The 15,455-nt window shown below is 75.0% G+C and carries 11 protein-coding genes; 4 read left to right on the top strand and 7 right to left on the bottom strand.

The annotated features are described in order from the left end of the window. Window positions 1–65 precede the first annotated feature (65 nt). Entirely contained in the window at window positions 66–869 is an 804-nt protein-coding gene (locus ACIQU6_RS12995) for an ABC transporter ATP-binding protein (RefSeq protein WP_403481699.1), read from the bottom strand. Between the two features lie 4 nt (window positions 870–873). Then, window positions 874–1,809: an ABC transporter permease gene (locus ACIQU6_RS12990; RefSeq protein WP_403481677.1), complete on the bottom strand. Its 936-nt coding sequence runs from the start codon at window positions 1,807–1,809 to the stop codon at window positions 874–876. A gap of 159 nt (window positions 1,810–1,968) precedes the next feature. On the opposite strand from ACIQU6_RS12990, the gene ACIQU6_RS12985 reads away from it, so the two are divergent. Both ACIQU6_RS12985 and ACIQU6_RS12980 read left to right on the top strand, forming a co-directional pair. Then, entirely contained in the window at window positions 1,969–2,604 is a 636-nt protein-coding gene (locus ACIQU6_RS12985) for a TetR/AcrR family transcriptional regulator (protein ID WP_403481676.1), read from the top strand. Window positions 2,605–2,717: 113 nt separating this feature from the next. After that, window positions 2,718–4,931, top strand: coding sequence for a PIG-L family deacetylase (locus ACIQU6_RS12980; protein ID WP_403481675.1), 2,214 nt, complete (start codon window positions 2,718–2,720; stop codon window positions 4,929–4,931). On the opposite strand, the gene ACIQU6_RS12975 is transcribed toward ACIQU6_RS12980, so the two are convergent. The 3 genes from ACIQU6_RS12975 to ACIQU6_RS12965 all read right to left on the bottom strand — a co-directional run bounded on the left by ACIQU6_RS12975 (window position 4,892) and on the right by ACIQU6_RS12965 (window position 9,079). Next, window positions 4,892–5,338: a GtrA family protein gene (locus ACIQU6_RS12975; RefSeq protein ID WP_403481674.1), complete on the bottom strand. Its 447-nt coding sequence runs from the start codon at window positions 5,336–5,338 to the stop codon at window positions 4,892–4,894. The genes ACIQU6_RS12980 and ACIQU6_RS12975 overlap by 40 nt on opposite strands. Beyond that, complete coding sequence (locus ACIQU6_RS12970; RefSeq protein WP_403481673.1) at window positions 5,338–6,321, bottom strand: glycosyltransferase family 2 protein; 984 nt, start codon at window positions 6,319–6,321, stop codon at window positions 5,338–5,340. The genes ACIQU6_RS12975 and ACIQU6_RS12970 overlap by 1 nt, the downstream gene beginning before the upstream one ends. A gap of 61 nt (window positions 6,322–6,382) precedes the next feature. After that, window positions 6,383–9,079: a YfhO family protein gene (locus ACIQU6_RS12965; protein ID WP_403481672.1), complete on the bottom strand. Its 2,697-nt coding sequence runs from the start codon at window positions 9,077–9,079 to the stop codon at window positions 6,383–6,385. A 145-nt stretch (window positions 9,080–9,224) separates the two neighbouring features. On the opposite strand from ACIQU6_RS12965, the gene ACIQU6_RS12960 reads away from it, so the two are divergent. Beyond that, on the top strand, window positions 9,225–11,141 hold the full coding sequence (locus ACIQU6_RS12960; RefSeq protein WP_403481671.1) for a glycosyltransferase: 1,917 nt from the start codon (window positions 9,225–9,227) through the stop codon (window positions 11,139–11,141). Window positions 11,142–11,327: 186 nt separating this feature from the next. Continuing rightward, complete coding sequence (locus tag ACIQU6_RS12955; protein ID WP_403481670.1) at window positions 11,328–12,422, top strand: serine aminopeptidase domain-containing protein; 1,095 nt, start codon at window positions 11,328–11,330, stop codon at window positions 12,420–12,422. Window positions 12,423–12,516: 94 nt separating this feature from the next. On the opposite strand, the gene galE is transcribed toward ACIQU6_RS12955, so the two are convergent. Beyond that, a complete protein-coding gene (gene galE, locus ACIQU6_RS12950) occupies window positions 12,517–13,488 on the bottom strand; it encodes a UDP-glucose 4-epimerase GalE (protein ID WP_403481669.1) in 972 nt (323 codons plus the stop codon). Window positions 13,489–13,532: 44 nt separating this feature from the next. After that, a complete protein-coding gene (locus ACIQU6_RS12945; protein ID WP_403481668.1) occupies window positions 13,533–15,212 on the bottom strand; it encodes a glycosyltransferase family 2 protein in 1,680 nt (559 codons plus the stop codon). Window positions 15,213–15,455: the final 243 nt, after the last annotated feature.

Raw genomic sequence — 15,455 nt, 5'->3', positions numbered from 1 at the left:
GCCCGTGTGGGCCGGGGAGTCGCTGCGCTCGTCCCCAACCGCCGGACGGGCTGATGGAGCGGGGCCTACGCCCCCGTGAAGTCCTCGTAGGCTTCGAGGACTTCTTCGGTGGGGCCGTCCATGCGGAGGACGCCCTTCTCCAACCACAGGACGCGGTCGCAGGTGTCGCGGATGGAGTTGTTGTTGTGGCTGACCAGGAAGACCGTGCCGGCCTCCTCGCGCAGTTCGCGGATGCGGGCCTCGGAGCGCTTCTGGAAGGCCCGGTCACCGGTGGCCAGCGCCTCGTCGATGAGCAGCACGTCGTGGTCCTTGGCGGCCGCGATGGAGAACCGCAGCCGGGCCGCCATGCCGGACGAGTAGGTGCGCATCGGCAGGGAGATGAAGTCGCCCTTGTCGTTGATGCCGGAGAAGTCGACGATGTCGTCGTAGCGCTCGTGGACCTGTTCGCGGGACATGCCCATGGCCAGGCCGCCGAGGATGACGTTCTTCTCGCCCGTCAGGTCGTTCATCAGGGCCGCGTTGACGCCCAGCAGCGAGGGCTGGCCGTGGGTGTAGACCTTGCCGCGCTCGGCGGGCAGCAGTCCGGCGATCGCCTGGAGCAGGGTGGACTTGCCGGAGCCGTTGGAGCCGATCAGGCCGATCGACTCGCCCTTGTGGGCGGTGAAGGAGACGCCCTTGACCGCGTGCACCTCGCGCACGCTGGTGGAGGGGCCGCGGCGGATGATGCGGCTGAGCGCCGCGGTGGCGCTGCCCTTGCCGGCGCCGGTGCCGTAGACGCGGTAGACGATGTGCAGTGCGTCCGCGATCACGGTCGGGGCGCGGTTCTCGGCCGGCACGGTGGGCCGGGCCGCGTCGTCGGGGTCCGTCATGAAGTCAGCCACGTCCGTACCGCTCCTCCGCCTTCCAGAAGTACACATAGCCGGCGACCCCGGCCAGCAGCGCCCAGCCGGCCGCGAACGCCCAGACGTGCGGCGGCAGTTGGTGCCTGGTGAAGCTGTCGATCAGGGCGAAGCGCATCAGGTCGATGTAGACCGCGGCGGGGTTGCCGTTCAGCAGCACCACCACGATCTGCGGGAGGTGCTTGCCCTTGAGGATGAGGCTGATGCTGAACATCACGCCGGACGCGTACATCCACGTCCGCATGATGAAGGGCATGAGCTGCGCCAGGTCGGGGGTGCGCGAGCCGAGCCGCGCCATGACCATCGCCAGGCCGGTGTTGAAGACGAACTGGAGCGTCAGGGCCGGGAAGACCAGGAGCCAGGACCCGGTCGGCACCTGCCCGAAGGCCAGCAGGATGACCAGCAACACGGCCATGGAGTACAGCAGTTGCTGGAGCTGGGCCAGGCAGAACGAGATCGGCAGGCAGGCGCGCGGGAAGTGCAGGGCGCGCACCAGGCCGAGGTTGCCGGAGATCGCCCGGGTGCCGGCCATCACCGAGTTCTGCAGGAAGGTGAAGACGAAGACGCCGGTGACCAGGTAGGGGATGTAGTCCGGGACGCCCTTCTTGGTGCCGATCAGCACGCCGAAGATCAAGTAGTAGACGCCGGCGTTGAGCAGCGGGGTGATCACCTGCCAGAGCTGGCCCAGCTTGGCGGTGGTGTACATCGCGGTGAGCTTGGCGGTGGCGAACGAGGTGATGAAGTGCCGCCGGTGCCACAACTGCCGGGTGTACTCCGGCAGCGAGGGGCGGGCGCCGCTCACGGTGAGGCCGTGGCGCTCGGCCAGGGCGCGCAGCTCCGGGTCGGGGGCGGCGTCGGGGCCGGTCGGCCGGGCGGGGGCGGGGGCCGGGGGCGCGAGGGTCTGGGGCATGGGGGGCGCTTTCGCTTTCGTACGGGGACGTCAGGGTCCGGTCACGCGGACGTCAGCGTCCGACGCGACGATGGAACGGGTCCGTATCGTCGTGACGTCGACAGTAGGGCGGGCGCACGTCGAAACGCAACCGTAGCGTCGTACCGCTAGGATCAAGGCATGGCAAAGAACGGCACCGAGAGTGCGTCAGGCCCGGCGGTGACCGGGGCGCGTCGGGCCCCGGCGGGCGCCGCCGTGCTGCGGGAGGACAAGACGGCCGCGATCCGCGCGGCGGTCTTCGAGGAGCTGGCCGCGGTCGGCTTCGCCCGCATGTCGATCGAGGGCATCGCCCGCCGGGCCGGCGTGGGCAAGACCGCCGTCTACCGGCGCTGGCGCTCCAAGCTGCACCTGGTCCTGGACGTGGTGTCGGCGGTGGCGATGGCCGGGTTGCCGGCCCCGGACACCGGGGCGCTGCGCGGCGATGTGCGGATGCTGCTGGAGGTCGCGGCGCGGGCGCTGCGGCACCCGATGGCCTCGCAGATCATCCCGGACCTGCTGGCCGAGGCGGCGCGCAGCCCGGAGCTGGCCGCGGCCCTGAAGGCCGCGCTGCACGACAGTCAGGAGGGCGTCGCGGCGGCGGTGGTGGCGCGGGCGGTGGAGCGCGGCGAGCTGCCCGCGGACGTGGACTCCCGGCTGGCGCTCGACCTGCTGACCGGGCCGCTGTACTGGCGGCTGCTGGTGACCCGCGACGAGCTGCCCGCGGGGTACCTCGATGCGTTGGCCGGCTCGGTGACGGCGGCGCTGGGCGCGGAGTAGGGAGCGGGCGAGGCGTCGGGGGAACCCCGACGGACGGGTGGCCCGGAGAAAAGACCGGCAAACAAGGGCATTTCGGAAGCGCGGGATCGCCGTCGCCCGCAAATACTGGTCAGGTGCCCCGGCCAGGACCGTCAGGACCGTCGATCTCCCGCCGCCGGTTGCTTCAGGCCACCGGCGGTGTCGTCCTCGCGGGCACCGCGGGCACCGGGGTGTGGGCCTGGCTCTCGCCCGACGCGACCCGCCCGCCCCCGCCGGCCCGCGAGCAGGAGTCCGCCGAGGAACCGGACGAGCAGGTGTTCCTGCACGTCATCGCGCACCCCGACGACGGGCTGTTCTTCATGAACCCGGGGCTGGAGCAGGCCATCCGCAGCGGCGCCCGGACCGTCACGGTGTGTCTGACCGGCGGCGAGTCCGATGGCCGGAACGCGCCCAACCACACCGCCCTGCACGACCACGTGGTCCCCAACCGGTCGGCGTTCGCCCGAGCCCGGACCAACGGGCTGCTCGCCGCGCACGCCAAGATGGCCACCGGCGACCTCGGGAGCGTCTGGGACGCCGAGGCCCGCACCCTGCTGCCCGGCTTCCAGGTGGAGGTGCAGACCCTACGGGCCGCCCCGCAGCACCAGTTGGTCTTCGTGGAACTGGTCGAGGCCCGCGCGGTCTACCAGCCGCGCGCCACCAGCCTGCGCGGCCTCTGGCTCGGGGTGGTCGACGCGCTGCCGACGCTGCGCCCCGAGGGCAGCCCCGTCCAACGGCAGTTCCGTTACCGCCGCGAGGAGGTGACCGACACCCTGGCCGCGATCCTGGACTGGGTCCGGCCCACCGTCGTGCGCACCCTGGACCCCAACGCGGTGCACTCCGACAAGAAGCCGCTGCCGGCCCCCGATCCCCGGCTGGCCGGCCTGCGCTACTTCGACCACCAGGACCACACCGCCTCCGCCCACTTCACCCAGGCCGCGCTGGCCCGCTACTGGGGCCGCGGCCGCCCCGTGCCCACCGTCGTGGAGAGCTACCTCGGCTACGAACTCGGCGTGCTGCCGGGCGATCTGGACCCCTCCACGGTCCGCCGCAAGGCCGGGACGCTGGACGTCTACGGCTGGGCCGACCACCGGCGCTGCGCCGACCCGGCCGGCTGCGGCGACCGCAAGGTCGGCGGCACCGCGCTGAACGGTAGCCCGCGCAGTTGGACCCGCAGCACCCGGCTGCGCGCCCCCGGCTCCAACTCCTGGGTGCGGCCGGCCCGGGACGGGCGGCTGACCGCCTTCGCGGTGCTCGCCGGCGCCGCGTACGGCTGGGCGGAGACCCGGCCGGGCAGCGGGCGGTTCGGCGCCCCGGTGCGGATCGGCGGGGAGCTGCTCCAGGGGCAGCTGCACGTGGTGCGGCACCCGGACGGGGCCCTGCAGCTCTTCGCCTCCCGGACGATCCTGCCGGGGCCGGGCACCGAGCACCGCCGCGAGCTGGTCGCCGCGCGGCAGACCGGCACCGGGCGGGACGGGGTGCCGGCCTTCGGACCGTGGGAGTCGCTGGGCTCGCCGGACCCGGAACCGGTCCGGTCGTTGGAGATCGGCTTCCCGGCCGCGGTGGCCGCCCCGGACGGCACCGTGCACCTCTTCGTGCGGACCTGGGACGGCGGGATCGGTCACCGCAGCGGGCCGCACGGCGGGCAGTGGTCGCCGTGGGACCGGCTGGAGGGGCCGGCCGGCGTCGGCACCCTCAGGGCGTCCCCGCAGATCGTGGACGGCATCGACGCCTGCGTGGACTCCGACGGGCTGGTCCACCTGGTCGCGCCCAGCGTCCGGACGGTGCAGCACTGGGTGTCCAAGGAGCCGGGGGCCGCGCCCCGGCCGGGCGCGACGACCGGGCTGCCGGAGCCGGGCGGGCCGATCAGCATCGTCCCGCTGGCCGGCGGGCTGGTGCGGATCGCCTACCGGCAGTCGGGGACCGCGCGGGTGCTGCTCGCGGAGCGGCAGCGGGCGCTTGGCACCTGGCGGGTCGCCGGGCAGTGCGAACGGGCCGGCGGCTACGGGCGGGTGGCGCTGGCGCCGGCCGGCGGCGCCGACCGGATGGTGCTGGCCGCCCGGGACGACGCCGGGGACGTCCGGGTGGCGATGGCCCAGGCCGGGCCCAAGCCCTGGCAGCGCTGCCGGCTGTCGCACTCGGCGGCGGCCGGGGTGGCGCACGACGCGGCCGGCCGGGCGGTGTTGGTCGCGCTCGGCAACGACGGCCGGCTGTACGCGGCCCGGCAGGCCAGGGCCGGGCAGACCGCGCCGTTCCAGGGCTGGCGGGCTCAGACCGGGTCGCCGGAGCGCACCGGCGGCTCGGGCTGACCGGCCGCGGCGCGTCGCCGGGCCGGGGGCCGCAGGATCCGCCGGGAGACCACGAAGGTGACCGGCAGCGCCAGCAGCGCCGCGGCCAGCGGCGCCGCCACGCTGTCCATCCCCAGCCAGCTCACCAGCGCCACCAGGCCGGCGCTCTGCACCGCGTAGTTGGTGACCTGGGTCAGCGGGAAGAGCAGGAACTTCTTCCAGGTGGGGCGGGTGCGGTAGGTGAAGTAGGTGTTGAGGAAGAACGAGCCGACCAGGCTGAGGACGAACCCGGTCGTGTAGGCGGCGAAGTACGGCAGCAGCCGGTGCAGCGGCAGGTAACAGCCGTAGAACGTCCCGGTGTTGACGACGCCGACGGCCGTGAACCGGACCACCTGGCCCCAGGGGAGGGCCGCGGCCGGGCCGCGCATCAGCGGGGCCGCGGGCCGACGGCGGCGGTCCCCGGCGCGTGCACCGGGGCGGGGGCGGGGGCGGCGCCGTCGCTCTCCTTGACCAGGAAGTGCGGCCGCCGCTTGGTCTCGTAGTAGATCCGCCCGATATACTCGCCGATCAGCCCGAGCATCACCATCTGCAGGCCGCCCAGCCCGACCACGATGGCCACCAGCGTCACATAGCCGGGCGCGGTGACCCCGCCGGCGACGGCCGCGCCGACGACCCACAGGGCGTAGAGCGTGGCGAGCAGGGCCAGGCCCAGCCCGGCGTAGATGGCGGCGCGCAGCGGGCGGCAGTTGAAGGAGATCATCCCGTCGATGCCGTAGTTGACCAGGGAGCCGAGGCGCCACTTGGTCTCGCCGGCCCCGCGGGCGGCGTTGCGGTAGTCGAAGCTGACGGTGTCGAAGCCGATCCAGGAGAACAGCCCCTTGGAGAAGCGGTTGTACTCGGGCAGCGAGAGCAGCGCGTCCACCGCCTTGCGGGACAGCAGCCGGAAGTCGCCCGCGCCGTCGACCAGTTCGACGTCGATCCAGGTGTTGACGGCGCGGTAGTACAGCCGGCTGAGGACGGTGCGCAGACGCCGGTCGCCGTCCCGGCTGCGGCGGGCGATGACCTGGTCGTGGCCGAGCTGGTAGAGGTCGAGCATCTTCTCGATCAGCTCCGGCGGGTGCTGGAGGTCGGCGTCCATGAGGATCACCGCGTCGCCGGTGGCCGCCCTGAGGCCGGCCAACATCGCCGGTTCCTTGCCGAAGTTGCGGCTGAAGGAGAGGTAGCGGGTGGTGCCGCGGTGCTGGTGGGCGAGGGCGCGCAACCGGGGCAGGGTCCCGTCCAGGCTGCCGTCGTCCACGTAGCACAGCTCGTACTCGACGGCGAGGCGGCCCAGCACCGCGCGGAGCTGTTCGTCGAAGCGGCCTATCACGGCCTCTTCGTTGTAGCAGGGGACGACGATGGAGAGCTTCATGGGCGGGCCTTTTCGCCGGGGACAGGGGACGGCTGAGGCGGTCGTCCCCTGGAAGGCAGTTTTACAAATCGGAGCGAAACGCACTATTCGGGCATGCGGTGTGGGGGAGGGGACGGCCGCGGCGGGTCGCCGCGACGCCGGCCACCGCGGCCAGCGCCAGCGCCCCGACCCCGCTGGCCGCCAGCCCCGCCGTCAGCCCCGGCGGGGCGTACGCGCAGCTCAGCCGGGTCGCGCCGGCGCGCAGCGGGACGGCCATCAGCCCGCCGAGCGTCCCGGGGGCGCGGGCCGGCCCGCCGTCCACCGAACAGCTCCATCCGGGCACCGCCGGCAGGGCGAGCACCGCGGTCCCGGCGGCCCCCGGGCGCAGCGTCGCCGTCAGGTCGTGGCCGCCCGCGGTGAGCCCGGTCGGCCCCTCCAGGGAGCGCACCGCCGCGGCCAGCCGGCCCGGGGCGAGGCAGCCGACGGCCCGCTCCGGCACGTACGGGTGGCCGGGCCCGGCGAAGCGCACCGTGACCGTCCCGTCGCCCGGTACGGTGCCCAGCCGCCGCAGCGGATTGGCGGTGACGTCCCACCGGCCCACCGCCCGGGTCGGCCCGCCCGGCCCGGTGACCTCCCCGGCGAACCACGGCGCGTACCACAGCGCCAGGCTGCCTGGGGCGCAGTGCGCGGTGAAGGCGGTCCCGGTGTTCGGCGCGGCCACCGCGCCGGCGTCCGCGGCGGGCAGGGGCCGGTCCGGCAGCAGCCAGCCGCCGGGGGCCCGCTGCGGGGCCGGGCCCGGGCCGGGCGTCAGGCGCGGCACCTCGTAGACCCGGGCGCCCAACACCCGTTCCTGGCGGGCGAAGACGGTGTCCGGGGCGGTGCCGGTCGCCGGCAGCGGGCCGCGCCGCACGGTCAGCAGCGGCGCCGGCCGGCCCCGCGCGACGACGTAGGCGCCGCGCGGCCCGCCCGGCATCGGCGGCATCTGGGCGCTGCGCACCGCCAGCAGCGCCTGCCCCACCGGGTCCTCGAAGCTGAGCGTGTGCCGCCCCCGGATGTACCAGCCGGCGCCCAGCCCGTGCAGCGTCCGGGCGGTCGCCGCGGGCACGTAGCTGCTGTAGTAGGCGCCGCCCTCGCCGCCGAGCAGCAGCGGGTCGTTGTCGGCGAACTCGTGCGGGCCCGGGTCCGTGCGGGAGCGCGGCCAGTCGTCGCGGGCGGTCAGCCCCCGGCGGGTCGCCAGCGCCCCCGGGGAGAGCGTCAACTTCGGCTGGAACCAGGGGATCCGGGCCCGCTCGGTGGTCACCGTGAACGCCGTGTACGCCGCGCCGAGGGCGCAAGCGCACAGCAGCGCCGCGGTGACCGCCGCGCGCGCCCGGGGCCGCCGGGCGAGGCGGGCCCGCGCCGGCAGGGCCGCCAGCACCACCGCCCCGACGCCGACCACCACGACCCAGGCCGTCGGCCCCATCACCCCGCGGTTCCGGCAGCACACCAGCAGCACCGCGACCAGCGCCGCCCCCGCGGCCAGCTCCCGCCCCCGCGGGCGGGCCGCCAGCGCCAGCCAGGCGATCATCACCAGCACCCCGCCGAGCGCGAACCCGGCCCGGTACGGGCTCCCGTTGGGCAGCGCCAGGCCGTGCCACAGCAGGATCGTCGGTTTCCAGACGAACGAGGCGCCGATGCCCAGCGCCAGCAGCGACCAGCCGATCCGGACCCGGGCCGGCACCGCCCGGACGAACGGGAAGGCGGCCACCAGCAGCAGCGCCGGCACCCCGACGAAGACGTTCGGCGCCGGCGCCCCGCCGTGCCCGCCCGACAGCAGCCGCGCCAACTGGTCCAGCAGCGGCGGCGCGCCCCCGTACACCGCCTCCGGCGGCGGCTGCGCGGCCCGGCTGGCCCGGAACGTCACGGTGAGCACCGGCGCGACCAGCGCGATCCCGGTCGCCGCCATCGCCGCCGCCCGGCCCACCGCACGCCCGGCCGTCGCCCGACGTCCGCCTCCAGAAGAGGGCGCTACGCGCCCGCCCCCGTCCCGTCCGCCGTCCCCCGTCAGCAGTCGCACCGCCAGCACCAGCCCGGTCGCCAGGGTGGCCATCGCCGCGGTGTAGAAGTTCCCGGCCCAGGCGAGCGCCACCAGCAGCGTCCCGGCGACCCAGCGCACCCGCCGCAGGCACCAGTCGGCCGCGATCCCCAGCAGCGGCAGCGAGACCAGCCCCCACATCCACATCGGGTCGGCGTGCCCGTCGTTCAACACCCAGCCGCACAGCCCGTACCCGACGCCCAGCAGCGCCCGCAGCGCGCCCGGTCCGGGCCGCAGCCGTCCCAGCAGGACGGTCATCAGCGCCGCGCCCAGCCCGATGCTCAGCAGCGTCACCAGGAACACCGGCAGGTCCACCAGCGCCCGCGGGAACAGGCCCACCAGCAGCGAGAACGGGTTCAGCAGATAGGTGACGAAGTCCGCCAGGAAAGGCACGCCGTACCCGCTGCCCCAGTTGAAGAACAGGTCGCCGCGGGCGGTGCCGTGCAGCAGGTCCCACAACCGGGCGTGGAAGGGCACGAATTGGTTGCCCAGGTCGTTGACGGCGCGGGAGCGCGGCCCGAACGGGTAGCCGCCGTAGGCGGCCAGGGCCAGGCAGTACGCCCCCATGGACAGCAGTGCCGCGAGACCGGGGGCGGCCAGGCGCCGGGCCCGGGCCGCGGGTGTGGCGCGCGTCGCGCCGGGTGGGGTCCGGGCAACCTCCCGGGTCCGGACCCCCTCTTGGGGTGCGGAAGGTGTCGAGCTCACCGCGCTCCTTCCAGGTCGGCGCGCAGTCCGCGCACAGAAAGACAGCGAACGAGTTATCTGGCTTGATGTCGCGTTAGTCCGTTTTACCCCGGAGGGGGTGGGGTAGGGCGAGGACCCGCAGAAAGGAACGGAGGCCACGTTTCCCGTGCCCCAGAACACCGCCGTCGACGACGGTGACCAGCGCCCCGCGGCGCCGACCGTCACCGTGATCGTGCCGGTCCACAACACCCGCCGCTACCTCGACCGCAGCCTCGGCTCGGTCTTCGCCCAGACCCTCGACCGGCACCGCATCGAGATCATCGCCGTCGACGACGGCTCCACCGACGGCAGCGGCGCCTGGCTGGACGAGGCCGCCGCCGCCCACCCCCACCTCACCGTCCTGCACCAGCCGCCCTCCGGCGGCGCCGGCCGACCCCGCAACATCGGCCTGGACCACGCCACCGGCGACTACGTCTTCTTCCTCGACTCCGACGACCACCTCGGCCCCGAGGCCCTGGAGCGCCTGGTCGCGATGGCCGAGGAGCACGGCTCCGACGTCGTCTACGGCCGCATCGTCGGCGCCGGCGGCCGCGGCGCCCCCGTCGACCTGCGCACCACCAGCCCCCGCGTCTCGATCTACGACTCGCCCGTCTACTGGACCCTGGCCGCCTACAAGCTCTTCCGCCGCTCCTTCGTCGAGCGCCACGGGCTGCGCTTCGTCGAGGGCCGCCTGCTCGGCGAGGACCTCCCCTTCGGGATCACCGCCCTGCTGCGCGCCGAGGTCGTCTCCGTCCTCGCCGACTACGACTGCTACTACCTGCACGGTCGGGACGACGACAGCAACGCCTCCCGCCAGGACATGGACTGGCCCGCCTACCTCGCCTACATCGGCACCGTCCTGGCCGACCTCGCCGCCGAGGTCCCGCCCGGCCCGGACCGCGACAGACTCCTGATCCGCCACTTCCACGGCGAGATACTCATGCCGTTCGCGGCCCCCTACCTCGCCCGGGACGAGACCGGCCGCCGCGCCATGCGCGAGGCCGCCCGCCCCCTCGTCGACGCCTACCTCACCGACCGGGTGCTCGCCGCCCTCCCGCCCGGCCTGCGGCTGCGCGCCCACTGCCTGCGCGCCGGCCTCGACGCCGAACTGGACGCCGTGGTCGCCGCCGACGCCGGCCCCGACCGGACCCCCGGCCCGCCCCGCCTCGACGACGGCCGCGCCTACGCCGCCTACCCGCACTTCCGCGACGCGGACCACCCGCTGCCGGACGCCCTCTTCGACCTCACCGACCGGATCGGGGTCCGCCAGTGCCTCGACGGCGTCCAGTGGATCGGCGGCGTCCTCCACCTCCGCGGCACCGCGACCCTGCGCACCGTCGGCGCCGACGCCGTCGAGCTCGTCCTGCACCGCAGCGGCGCCCACCACCGCATCCCCGCCGCCTACGACCCCGACGGCGCCACCTGGCACGCCGCCCTCGACCCGGCCACCGCGGCCGGCGGCGCCCCTCTGGCGGACGGCGTCTGGGCGCTGAAGCTGGGGATCGCCGCGCACGGCACCCCGGACGCCGCCGACGCCCCGGTCCCCGCCCTGCGCCGCGAGGTCTGGCTCGTCCCCGAGGGGGGCGGCCCGGTCACCGACACCGCCCCCCGCGTCATCAGCCACGGCCCCGAAGGCCCCACCGTCGCCGCCCTGTTCCTCTCCTCCCCGCACGGCCACCTCCACCTCGACCTGGACCACGACGGCGCCCGCCGCCCGCTCGGCGCCGACCTGCACGGCACGGCCGCCCGCACCCGCACCGGCCGCACCACCGTCGCCGCCGGCCTCACCCTCCCCGGCTGCCCCGTCGACGCCACCCTCCAGTTCGTGCTGCGGGACGCCACCCGTACCGTGGCCCTGCGCACCACCGTCGAGCGCGCCGCCGGCGACCGCTACCGCGCCCAGGCCCGCCTGCGCGGTGGCCCCCCGGGCGACTGGCGGGTCACCCTCCGCCTCACCGCCGGCGCCCTGCGCCGCGAGCTCCCGGTCCATGTCGCCGACGGCGGTGGCCCGTTGACCCTCACGGTCCCGGGCGCGCGCCGCTGACGACCGGACCCGGCCGGGCCGTTCCGCCGAACGAGGCGGAGCGGCCCGGCCGTTGCGTGTGCCGCGCGCTTTGGCGCGTTCCTGGCGCTCTTCCGGTAGCCGCACGACAGCGGCTTGTTCTATAACAGCTAGAACAAGTGCCGGGGGCGCGTCCCGGCTCACCGTCTCAACTCCCAGGGGGAATCCATGCGTTCACGCACGCTTCGGCGCGGCAGGGTGCTCGCCGCGCTCGCGGCGGCCGCCGCCGTCGCCGGCCCGGCGTTAGGTGCGCCCGCCGCGTCCGCCGCCCCGCGGGCCGCCGCCCTCGTGCCCGCCGCGGACCGCGCGATCCAGTTCACCGCGGACGGCACCACCGCCTACGGCACGGTGCACATCCCCGCCCACCGGCCCGGCCGCAAGCTGGCCGCGGCGCTGCTGATCCCCGGCAGCGGGCCGAGCGACCGCAACGGCGACGAGCCGCCCGCGCTCACCCCGCACACCCTGTCCCTGCTCGCGGGCGCCCTCGGTGGGGACGGCGTGATGAGCCTGCGGTTCGACAAGTACGGCACCGGGCGGACCGGCCTGGGCGGCCGGCACCGCGCCCCCGACATGGCCGCCTACACCCGCCAGGCCGTGGCCGCCTACCGCACCCTGCGCGCCCAACCGGAGGCCGATCCGCGCGCCCTGCTCGTGGTCGGACACAGCGAGGGCGGGCTCCAGGCGCTGCTCGTCGACCGGGCGGTGACGGCCAAGCCCGCCGGCCTCGCGCTCCTCGCCCCGCAGGACCTGCGCCTGCTGGACATGCTGGACTTCCAACTGGCGGACGGCCTGGACCGGCAAGTCGCCGCCGGCCAACTCACGCCGGCGCAGGCGGCGTTGAACAAGCGCGGCATCGCCAGGGCCATCGCCGACTTCCGTGCCGGGCGCCCGGTCGACACCTCCGGGCTGCCGCCCTCCCTCGTCACCCTCCTGGGCGGCGTCTTCGGGCCGGTCAACGCGGACTTCACCCGCAGCGACGACGCCCTCTACCCGCCGTCCGTCGCCCGCGGCGTCGCGCCCGGCACCCGCACCCTGGTCACCTGCGGCACGGCCGACGCCAACGTGCCGTGCCGCACCACCCCGCCGCTGCGCGCCGCCCTCGCCGCGGCCGGCACCACCGGACCCGGGCTGCGGGTCCTGCCCGGCCTCGACCACTTCCTGCACCCCGCCGGGACCCCGATCAACGAGCCGGTGCTCGCCCCCGCCGCGCGGCGGGCCCTGCACGACTTCGTCCGCCCCTGGCGGCAGCGCCCGACGGGCTGAACCACCGGCCGCCCCCTGTAACGACGGACCGCCCGCCCCCGGAAGACGGGAGCGGGCGGTCTACGGGCAGCGGGGGCGTCAACCCCGGCCGGTCTCAGGCGTGATGGTGCTGCCAGCCCGCCCACGCCGACGTGATCATGTCGCGGACGTCGTGCCGGGCCTGCCAGCCCAGCTCCTTGGTGATCCGGTCGGCGGCCGCCACCACGCGGGCCGGGTCGCCGGCGCGCCGCGGGGTGACCTCGGGCACCACGCCCCGGTGCCCGGTGACCTCGGCGATCAGGTCCACCATCTCGCGGACCGAAACCCCCTCGCCCCGGCCGATGTTGAGCGTCAGGTCCCGCACCGGGCCCGGCTCGGCCAGCGCCCGGGCGGCCGCGACATGGGCGTCGGCGAGGTCCGCGACGTGGATGTAGTCGCGGATGCAGGTGCCGTCGGGGGTGTCGTAGTCGTCACCGAAGATGCGCGGCGCGGCGCCCTGGGTGAGCCGCTCGAAGACCATCGGGACGATGTTGAAGACCCCGGTGTCGGCCAGCTCCGGGGTGGCCGCGCCGGCGACGTTGAAGTACCGCAGGCAGGCGGTGGAGATGCCGTGGGCCTTGCCGACCGCCCGCGCCATCCACTCGCCGACCAGCTTGGTCTCGCCGTACGGGTTGATCGGCGCGCAGGGCGTGTCCTCGGTGACCAGGTCCACGTCCGGCATGCCGTAGACGGCGGCGGAGGAGGAGAACACCAGGCGCGGCACGCCACCGGCGGCCATCGCCTCCAGGAGCGTCTGCAGGCCGTGGACGTTCTCGCGGTAGTAGTGCAGCGGCAGCTCGACGGACTCGCCGACCTGCTTCTTCGCGGCCAGGTGGACGACGTCGGTGATGCCGTGCTCGGCGATCGTGGCGTCCAGCACCGCGCGGTCGAGCGTCGAGCCGACGATCAGGGGCACGTCCTCCGGGACCCGGGCGCGGACGCCCGTCGTCAGATCGTCGAGGACGACAACCGACTCGCCGGCCTGCCGCAGGGCCCTTACGACATGGGAGCCGATGTAACCGGCACCACCCGTGATCAGGTAAGACATAGCGCCAATCCTAGGCTGGGAACAGAGGGACAGGGGTGCCCGGGTCAGCGGTGCAGCTTCCGGGCGGCGATGCGCCAGACGCTGCGCGGCCCGGACGCCACCCGCAACGACAGGGCTCCGCCCGTCGTCGCGTACGGCTGGGCGAGCAGCACCACATGGCGCCGACTGGGCAGCACCCGACGCGTCAGACCGCTGCCCACGGCCCGCAGGCCGACGCCGATCGCGGTGCCGTCCGTGCAGGTCAGCCGCGCCGACAGGTCCCACGGTTCGGGGTCGGCGGGCCGCGCCCCGGGCAGCTCGATCAGCGGGGCGAGGTCCAGCCCCACCGACGCCGTCCAGGCGGTGCCGTCGGCGGCGGGGGTGAGGGTGGCGGTGTAGACCGGGCCGGGCCGGCCGTCGCGCCGCCGGTGCAGCGCGACCGCGACGCTGACCGGGCCGGCCGCGGCCACCGTGCCGTACAGGTCGTGCACGCGCAGCCGCAGCAGACCGCCGCTGGCGCCCAGCACCGGGTCGGCGTCCACCGTCACCGGCAGCCGCGGCGACGCCTCGAAGCCCGGCACGTCCTCGTCCGCGGCGCCCACCCCGTCCCCGGCGACCAGGCCGTCCAGGCGCACCTCCGGCAGGTCCTCCGACCACACCGGGCCGCCGTCGGGACCCGTCGGGTACGGCGGCAGCAGCCGGCCGGGGCGCGCCGCGAGGTGGGTCAGCCGGTCCAGGTCGCGCGGGGCGGGGGAGGCCAGGACGACCCGGGCCAGCCAGCGGGCCGGGGCGTGCGCGGCGCGCAGCTCGGCCTCCTCGAACGACGCCAGGTGCTCACGGGTCAGCCGCCACCACTCGCCCTGGTAGTCCGCGCCGCGGGTGTGCAGCTCCCGGACGTACATCCGCAGGTCGTGGTCGAGGAACTTGGTGGCCGCGGCCCGCGCCAGACCGTCGCGCCCGGCATCGCGCAGGATCCGCAGGACCGTGCGGTGCGCCTCGATGCGCTGCCGCCAGTTCGCGACGTCCTTGCGGTCCAGGGAGATCGACTGCTTGGCGGCGGCGCGCCGGACGTGCCAGACGTAGACGGTGTCGGGGACGGTGGCGATCTTCGGGGCGGCGGCCAGCACCCGGGCGGTGAAGACGAAGTCCTCGTAGTGGTAGCGGCCTTCGGGGAAGACGATGCCGTGGTCGACGAGGAAGGCGCGGTCGTAGAGCTTGTTGACGCACAGGGTGTCGCGGACCAACTGCGGCGCCCCGTCCGGGCTGTCGTGTACGGCCGGCTCGCGGTAGAGGCCGGGCTGCCAGGGGACGTCCCGGCGGGCCGGCAGCTCCCGGCGCACACAGGCGCCCGCGGTGACCGGCGCCTCGTGCTGCTGCGCCGCGGCCAGCAGGGCCGGCACCGCGCCCGGCGGCAGCACGTCGTCGCTGTCCAGGAACATCACGAAGCGGCCGGCCGCGGCCCGCACCCCGTCGTTGCGCGGGGATCCGCACCCCCCGCTGTTCTCGCCCCGGTGCAGCACCCGCAGCCGAGGCTCGGAGCGGGCCAGGGCGTCCAGGGCCGCGCCGGTGCCGTCGGTGGAGGCGTCGTCCACCGCGATCACCTCGGCGACGGCTTCCCCCTGTGCGAGCGCGGAGCGCACCGCGTCGGCCACGTGCCCGGCGTCGTTGAACGCGATGACGACGACGCTGACCTGCGCGGTGGGCGTGAGGATAGGCCCAGGCCGTGGCTCAAGGGCTTCATTCACAGTCACTAAATCTACATTTCGTGTCGACAGCAGCTCTTGGCGCGAGCGGGTTTCGGACCCCTGTTCTTCAGGGTCAGAGGACGAAAACCACCGAGCGGTTGCACCGGCCACCCTCTTTTTCCGCCTCATTGCCGTCTCTTAACCCACCGAGCCCCGGGACAGAGCCGTACGTTAACCCGCGCGAACGCCCCGCAAGGACGCCGGTACATGCTGTAACGACGCGGACGCCGCAGGATGCCGATC

It is taken from the genome of Streptomyces sp. NPDC090442 (genome assembly GCF_044769405.1).
GTDB lineage: Bacteria > Actinomycetota > Actinomycetes > Streptomycetales > Streptomycetaceae > Streptomyces.
This window is presented reverse-complemented; position numbering and strand designations above follow the sequence as displayed.